Here is a 6,537-nt window from a genome sequence, read left to right as displayed (position 1 = left end):
CCATCAAACGGCCCTGAAGGTCAACCAGACAAACCAATACCGTATCAATCTCGCCAGACGAAACCTCAGCCTTCAAATGCTCAAATGTCAGCATGCAATACCTCTGTGATATGCGAGAATTTTCGACGAAAATTCTTTGTCCCTGTAACGACCGGCCCGCGAAAGAACGGGCCGGTCAAGTATTTTATCCGTAACGATAGGGCCGCCCGGCCTTGAGCATTTCGGCGTTGTAGCGCTTGAAGATATCCACGACCTTTGCCTTGGTCTCGGATTCCGCAGCAATTTCGTCCCAGAACTTAACAGCAGCTTCTTCAACCGTCGCCCACTCTTCATCCGGGATGGTCGTCAATTGCATCTTGGTACCGTTAACCCGCAGGTTGGCTTCGCCGCCCCAATACCACCACTGGCGGTAGTAGTGCGACTGGTCACAGCAGACCTTGAACAGAGTTTGCAGATCTTCCGGTAGCTCGTTCCAGCGATCCATATTGGCAAAGAAGTGGCCGGCCCAGGCCCCCGAAATGTTGTTGGTTAGGAAGTAGTTAGTCACATCCGCCCAACCCACGGTGTAGTCTTCGGTGATGCCCGACCAGGCAATACCGTCCAACTCGCCGGTTTGAACTGCAACTTCGATGTCTTCCCACGGCAGTGTGACGGGTACCACGCCAAACTGGCTGAGGAACCGGCCTGCTGTCGGGAAGGTGAAGATGCGTTTGCCCTTCATATCCTCCAGCGAATTGATCGGATCCTTGGTCGCAAAGTGACACGGATCCCACGCGCCGGCGCTGATGTGTTTAACGCCAACCTTCGAATACTCTTCGTCCCAGATTTCGTTCAAGCCCCACTGGTTGAACAGCACCGGTACGTCCAGCGAATAGCGCGAAGCGAACGGGAAGTAGCCGCCGAAAACAGTGACTTCGGTGGGCGAGGCCATCGAGTCATCATCCGATTGAACTGCGTCGATGGTTCCCTTCTGCATAGCGCGGAACAGCTCTCCGGTCGGGACCAGTTGATCGGCGTAGAACAGCTCGATCTGCATACGGTCACCGGCGATCTGGTTGAACATCTTGATAGCCGGGTCGATCACATGCTCGGCCAGTGCAGGACCGGCATATGTCTGCATCCGCCATGTGATCGTGCTTTGCGCCAGTGCAGGCGTTGCCAAAGGTGCCGCCGCAACCCCTACCCCCGCAGTTTTCAGAAACTTACGTCTTGTCGTCATGTCAATTTCCTCTCCGTTTAAGTTTGGGTGCCCGTGTGTCGGGCCTTCTGGTTAATTTCCGTAAACATACCCGGGCAGCCACAAGGCGATCTCGGGGAATATCATGATTATTGCGAGCGCCAGGATCATCACCCCGACAAAGGGCACGATTGAGCGGTAAATGTCCCGCAGACTGATTTCTGGCGGAGCCATTGCGCGCATCAGGAATAGGTTGTAGCCGAAAGGCGGCGTCATATACGCGATCTGGGTGGTGATGGTGTAAAGTACACCGTACCAGATCAGATCGAAGCCAAGCGCCCCCACGAGCGGCACATAGAGCGGCGCTACGATGACGAGCATTGCGGTGTCGTCCAGGAACGTGCCCATGATGATAAAGCTGAGCTGCATCAGGATCAGGATCAGCCACGGTGACAGCCCCAACTGCTCGGTGAACAGGTTCTCGATGGCCTTGACCGCGCCCAGCCCGTCAAACACCGCGCCGAAGCCCAGCGCCGCAAGGATGATCCACATGAACATGCACGAGATGGCCAAGGTTTGCTTGGTACAGTCCTCGAAAATCTTCCACGTCATCCGACGTTTGAGGACTGACGCCCCAAGCGCCGCCAACGCTCCGATGGCCGAACTTTCTACCAATGAGGTCCAACCGTTCACGAACGGCAGCATCATCGCAGCGAAAATCATCAATGGCAGTGCCCCGGCCCAGAGCAGACGGAGTTTCTCGGACCTTGGGACCTCGTGCGCGTCTTCCATCGCTGGTCCCAGATGCGGCTGAAGCCGGCAACGAATCCAGATGTAGAGGATGAACAAAGACGCCATCAGCAGCCCCGGCACAATGCCTGCCAGCCAAAGTTGACCGACGGGTTGCCGCGCGATCATGGCATAAAGCACCAGAACTACCGAGGGCGGCACAAGGATGCCCAAGCTCGACCCGGCCTGAATGACCCCCGTCACCATGGTCTTGTCGTATCCGCGCCGCAGCAGTTCAGGCAGCGCAATCGTCGCCCCGATGGCCATACCGGCCACGCTAAGCCCGTTCATGGCCGAGACCAGCACCATCAGACCGATGGTGCCGATGGCAAGCCCACCGTTCACCGGCCCCATCCAGACGTGGAACATGCGATAGAGGTCATCGGCCAGACGACTTTCGCTCAGGACATAGCCCATGAAGATGAACATCGGCAGGGTCAGCAGCGGGTACCATTTCATCAGCTTCATCGCCGCCGAAAACGGAATGTCCTGCCCGCCTGTCCCCCAGAGCGCCAGTGCCGCAATGGCTGCGACGGCACCAATGGCACCAAAGACGCGCTGCCCGGTGAACAGCATCAGCATCATCGAAGCGAACATGAAGATTGCGATAAATTCCTGGCTCATGCCCGCGCTGCCCCGATCTCTTGCCCGTTGATCCGCGCAATGTCTTTGAAAAATTCTGATATCGCCTGCAGCAGCATCAGGAAGAAGCCGAAGACCATGATCGCCTTGACCGGCCAGATGTATGGCCGCCACGCGGTGGAGGATCGTTCAAGCCGTCCGACCTCTTCGCTGCCGGTTAGCAGGCCTGTGAAATAGGCGACAGGCTCATCACCCCAATAGCCCAGGCTGTACGCCGTGGATCCAAGCCCACCGTAGAACAGTACACCCAGATAAAGGATCAGCAGCAGCACCGTGAAGGCATCGAACCAGGCTTTCCGGCGATGGCTCCAATTATGGTAAAACAGATCCATTCGCACGTTCGAACCCAGTTGGATCGAATACGGCCCCCCCATGATGTAATAAGTCACCATCGCAAACTGCGCCATTTCTAGCGTCCAGAGCGAAGGCAGAAAGAAGGTCTTCGAGATCGAGGACCACAGCAGGATACCCATCATCACGAACAGGCCCCACATCATGACCCGCCCGATCCGGTAGTTCACCGCATCGACCACACGCACATATGCTGACATTGCCTTGATCATTCGCCCACCCCGCTACAGAACGGAGCAATGGTACGATTGATCCACGGGGCCAGACAATTGGCCATGACCCGCTGCTGCTCGGCTGTCTGAATCAGATCATTCCGGATCTCGATCATGACGTTCAACAATCCGTTGGGCGCTGCGTGAAGATCCAAAGTGTGCGCCACCCCGTCTGCCGCCGAATAGGGTTCGTTCAATCGAGTAACCAGGGGCAGCTCGTGCGCGGCGCTGGCCAACATCGCCTTGGCAAAGCGGGCGTCCTGGCCATGCAGCAAACCAAGCTCAACATCGCGCGGCTTTCCGCGGTATATCGGCGTGAAACTATGAACCGTCACCATGAGTTTTAGCGTGCGGTGATGGCGGATCAGAACATCCTCTAGCCCTTGGCAAAACGGTACATAAACGCCTTCGATCCGCTGCTGACGCGCATTGGCGCTCAGTTCAAGGTTCGCCGGGATCGGTGTGTCTTCACTGCATTCCGGCATAGCATCGGGGGCTTCGGGAGGGCGGTTGCAGTCATAAACCAGCCTCGACACCCCGCCATGCACCAGCACGCCGTTCAACTGCTGAGCCAGTGCCTGAGCAACCGGCAGCGCGCCCGGGTCCCACGCGATATGGCTGCGCAGTGCCTCGGCACTTAGCCCCATGTCCCCCAGTCCGTCCGGGATACGATGCGAGGCGTGTTCGCACACCACCACAACCGAAGGCTCCTCCGGCGCGTCGTCGATGTGAACGACAGGACCGAAATCAAGCTGAGCAGAGGTGAGAGTGGCGCTACGTGATTCCATCTGGAAAAAATTCCACAGAGGTTCTTAACCTGTCAATAAATTTCCTGTATAAAATTCCCCAAGTCAGATTGCATTGTCAAATTTTCCACATAAACATGGGTAGAAAGGGAAAGGAGTATTCCGTGCGAGTGACAGAAAGGCTCCTTGCGCATCGCGAAATGATGACACCGACCGAGCGGCAGTTGGTCAACGTGCTGCTGGATGATTACCCCATGGCAGGGCTTGGCAGCATTACCGAGCTGGCCAGTATCGCCTCGGTTTCCACCGCCACGGTTGCGCGGATGCTTCAGAAAACCGGCTTTGATGGCTATCCGCAGTTTCAGTCCGCGATACGCAGCGAAGTGAAAGAGATGATCTCGGGGCCCGTCGCCAAACGGGATGTCTGGCAGAATGACTTACCTGAAGAACACATTCTCAACCGCTACTCCCGCCAAGCGCTTGAGAACCAGCGGCGTTCGATTGATGAGGTCGACCCGGATGAGTTTGACAGTTTCTGCCGTATGCTTTGCGATCCCAAACGGCGTGTTTTCATCACCGGCGGACGCATAACCGGGACCCTGGCGCAATATCTCTACCTCCACCTGCAGATGATCCGTCCTGATGTGAAGCTGCTGTCAGATGCAGCGTCGTGGACTCACGATCTGCTCGAAGTGCGCGAAGGCGACGTGCTGGTGGCCTTGGATGTGCGGCGCTATGAGAACACCACTTTGCTGATCGGACAGCTTTGCCATGAACGCGGGGCCGAGGTTGTCCTGCTGACGGATCAATGGCGATCCCCCATCCACCGGCTGGCCAAACACACCTTTGCGGTAAGGATCGCAGTGCCTTCGGCCTGGGATTCCATGACTTCGCTGATGGTGCTATTGGAATGCGCCATTGCCGAAATGCAGGAACGTCTCTGGGACAGTGTCAAGCAGCGCACGGACGAGTTAGAGCAGGCCTTTGACCGGACGAAGCTGTTTCGCAAGTTCGGCCAAAGCTCGGGGTCCTGACGTCAGGTAGCGACGTTTCATAAGGTACAACTGCGCGTGAGCCCTGTTGTCAGATGCTGCGCAGACCGTACACTCCGGCGTATGACATTCATCGCTGAAAACCAATTACCTCTGCTGATACTGGCCTTTATGATCGGCCTGTTTGGCACAGGATTTCTGTTCCGCAAACCTGCAGGGCATCGGGCGTGGAAACTGGCGGATCTGGTCTGGGTCGTATTGGGTGGGATCGGTGCACTGGTCGCCGTGTTGGCCGGGCTTTACACCTCGGACAGTTCGCGGCTGGACCGGCAGATCGACGTTGCTTATGCCGCCACGCTTGCATTCGACCGTGATGCCGCGCGGTTTCGGCTGAGGTTCTGTGACCCCGCTTACGACCCGGATACAGCTGTTTTGTGCGAAAAGGTAGAGTTTCTGTCCGCCTCAACCGCAAGCAATGCCGATTTACCGTTGTTTATCGCGGTCACGAACGAAGTAGCCCCGCTTCAAGGCCTGCATTTTCTATTCGGCCGCACGTCGAGTGATGACATGGATGAGGCCCGCGAGATGGCCGCGAAAGCGGATGCCTTCAGCATCGATCAATTTCTCGTCTTCACATCTCTGGACGATGATACACAAACCGCAATTGACAACATGCGGCGCAAGGTGCCTGCGATTGCTGGTGATTATCTGATCCTGGCCCAAAGCTATGACGATCTGATCGAACAGGTCGGCAAGCTCAAGGATGAATGGGAATATCTGCAGGCGAATGCGCATATTTTGGTACTGCAGATCATTGCCCTATGTCTGGTAAGTTTTGCTGCACCGTTCCGTCTGGGCAAATCCATCGTTGAGCTACGCACAGCCTTCAACGCCGATACGACTGCGCCAGCAGATGCGGATCAGCCCCCAGAAAGTACCGCGCCAGAGTCCAAAGGTTCCGCGCGCCCCGCCGAAACCAACCCTGACGGATATAGCGTTCCGCACTCGTAACCGCGTCTGCTTTCAACAGCACCGGGCGCGGCAAAGCGCGGATCAAGGCGACATCCTCCATCAGTGGCTGATCTGGGAATCCTCCGACAGAGTCATATTCCCTGCGACGCACCAACAGCCCCTGATCGCCGTAGGGCAAACCAAACACTCTGCTACGCAGGTTGGCCCAACCGGCAACCCAGCGGGCACCAATCCCACTGACGCGAAACCGCAATCGGAAGGCTGCTGGTCTGTGCGAACGCAGATGCTCTGCCACGATGGCGCTCCAGCCTGACTGCAACTCGGTGTCGGCATGCAGGATTAGCAGCCAGTCGCCAGATGCTTTGGCACACCCCCTTTGCAACTGCCCTCCCCTTGACGCCGGGCCTGTTACGATCATGGCTCCGGCTTCATCCGCCATCTCAAGTGTTGGATCCTCTGAGCCGCCATCGGTCACGATTAACTCTCGGATCAGGCCTAAATGAAGCCCTTCCATCAAAGCCTGCAGCGTTCCCGGCAGGGAATGCCCCGCGTTAAGGGTCGGAATCACAATGCTGATCGGGGCGGACACGTCTGAAACCCTCTGGTCATGGCAGCGCGATTTCCTATATCACGAAGCCAGACGAATTGACGAGGAT

6 protein-coding genes are annotated in these 6,537 nt (G+C 56.9%); 1 reads left to right on the top strand and 5 read right to left on the bottom strand.

What is annotated here, in order from left to right:
* Positions 1 to 184: 184 nt before the first annotated feature.
* Genes ACR0AW_RS14350 through ACR0AW_RS14335 form a run of 4 tightly spaced genes read right to left on the bottom strand, consistent with a single transcriptional unit; the run spans position 185 to position 3,959 of the window.
* The gene (locus ACR0AW_RS14350) at positions 185 to 1,219 is read right to left on the bottom strand and encodes a TRAP transporter substrate-binding protein (protein WP_170391784.1); all 1,035 of its coding nucleotides are present in this window, start codon (positions 1,217 to 1,219) and stop codon (positions 185 to 187) included.
* 51 nt (positions 1,220 to 1,270) lie between these two features.
* Positions 1,271 to 2,590 (bottom strand): TRAP transporter large permease subunit, encoded by a 1,320-nt coding sequence (locus ACR0AW_RS14345; RefSeq protein WP_170732854.1) that lies wholly within the window; start codon positions 2,588 to 2,590, stop codon positions 1,271 to 1,273.
* On the bottom strand, positions 2,587 to 3,171 hold the full coding sequence (locus tag ACR0AW_RS14340; RefSeq protein ID WP_170420973.1) for a TRAP transporter small permease subunit: 585 nt from the start codon (positions 3,169 to 3,171) through the stop codon (positions 2,587 to 2,589). The genes ACR0AW_RS14345 and ACR0AW_RS14340 overlap by 4 nt, the downstream gene beginning before the upstream one ends.
* Positions 3,168 to 3,959, bottom strand: a complete 792-nt coding sequence (locus ACR0AW_RS14335) for an N-formylglutamate amidohydrolase (RefSeq protein ID WP_170732855.1) — start codon at positions 3,957 to 3,959, stop codon at positions 3,168 to 3,170. Before ACR0AW_RS14335 ends, ACR0AW_RS14340 begins: the two co-directional genes overlap by 4 nt.
* A 128-nt stretch (positions 3,960 to 4,087) precedes the next feature.
* Between ACR0AW_RS14335 and ACR0AW_RS14330 the strand changes: the two genes are divergently transcribed.
* Complete coding sequence (locus tag ACR0AW_RS14330) at positions 4,088 to 4,951, top strand: MurR/RpiR family transcriptional regulator (protein WP_255611699.1); 864 nt, start codon at positions 4,088 to 4,090, stop codon at positions 4,949 to 4,951.
* Between the two features lie 844 nt (positions 4,952 to 5,795).
* Here ACR0AW_RS14330 and ACR0AW_RS14325 read toward each other — a convergent pair.
* On the bottom strand, positions 5,796 to 6,470 hold the full coding sequence (locus tag ACR0AW_RS14325; RefSeq protein ID WP_170732856.1) for a TIGR04283 family arsenosugar biosynthesis glycosyltransferase: 675 nt from the start codon (positions 6,468 to 6,470) through the stop codon (positions 5,796 to 5,798).
* Between the last annotated feature and the right edge of the window lie 67 nt (positions 6,471 to 6,537).

This window comes from Ruegeria sp. C5 (assembly GCF_056537605.1).
The sequence above is the reverse complement of the archived record's forward strand: the minus strand, read 5'-3'. Positions and strand labels throughout refer to the sequence as shown.

Coding starts and splice junctions, on each gene's coding strand:
- ACR0AW_RS14350 (WP_170391784.1), bottom strand. CDS start 1,219: ATGACGACAAGACGTAAGTTTCTGAAAACTGCGGGGGTAGGGGTTGCG.
- ACR0AW_RS14345 (WP_170732854.1), bottom strand. CDS start 2,590: ATGAGCCAGGAATTTATCGCAATCTTCATGTTCGCTTCGATGATGCTG.
- ACR0AW_RS14340 (WP_170420973.1), bottom strand. CDS start 3,171: ATGATCAAGGCAATGTCAGCATATGTGCGTGTGGTCGATGCGGTGAAC.
- ACR0AW_RS14335 (WP_170732855.1), bottom strand. CDS start 3,959: ATGGAATCACGTAGCGCCACTCTCACCTCTGCTCAGCTTGATTTCGGT.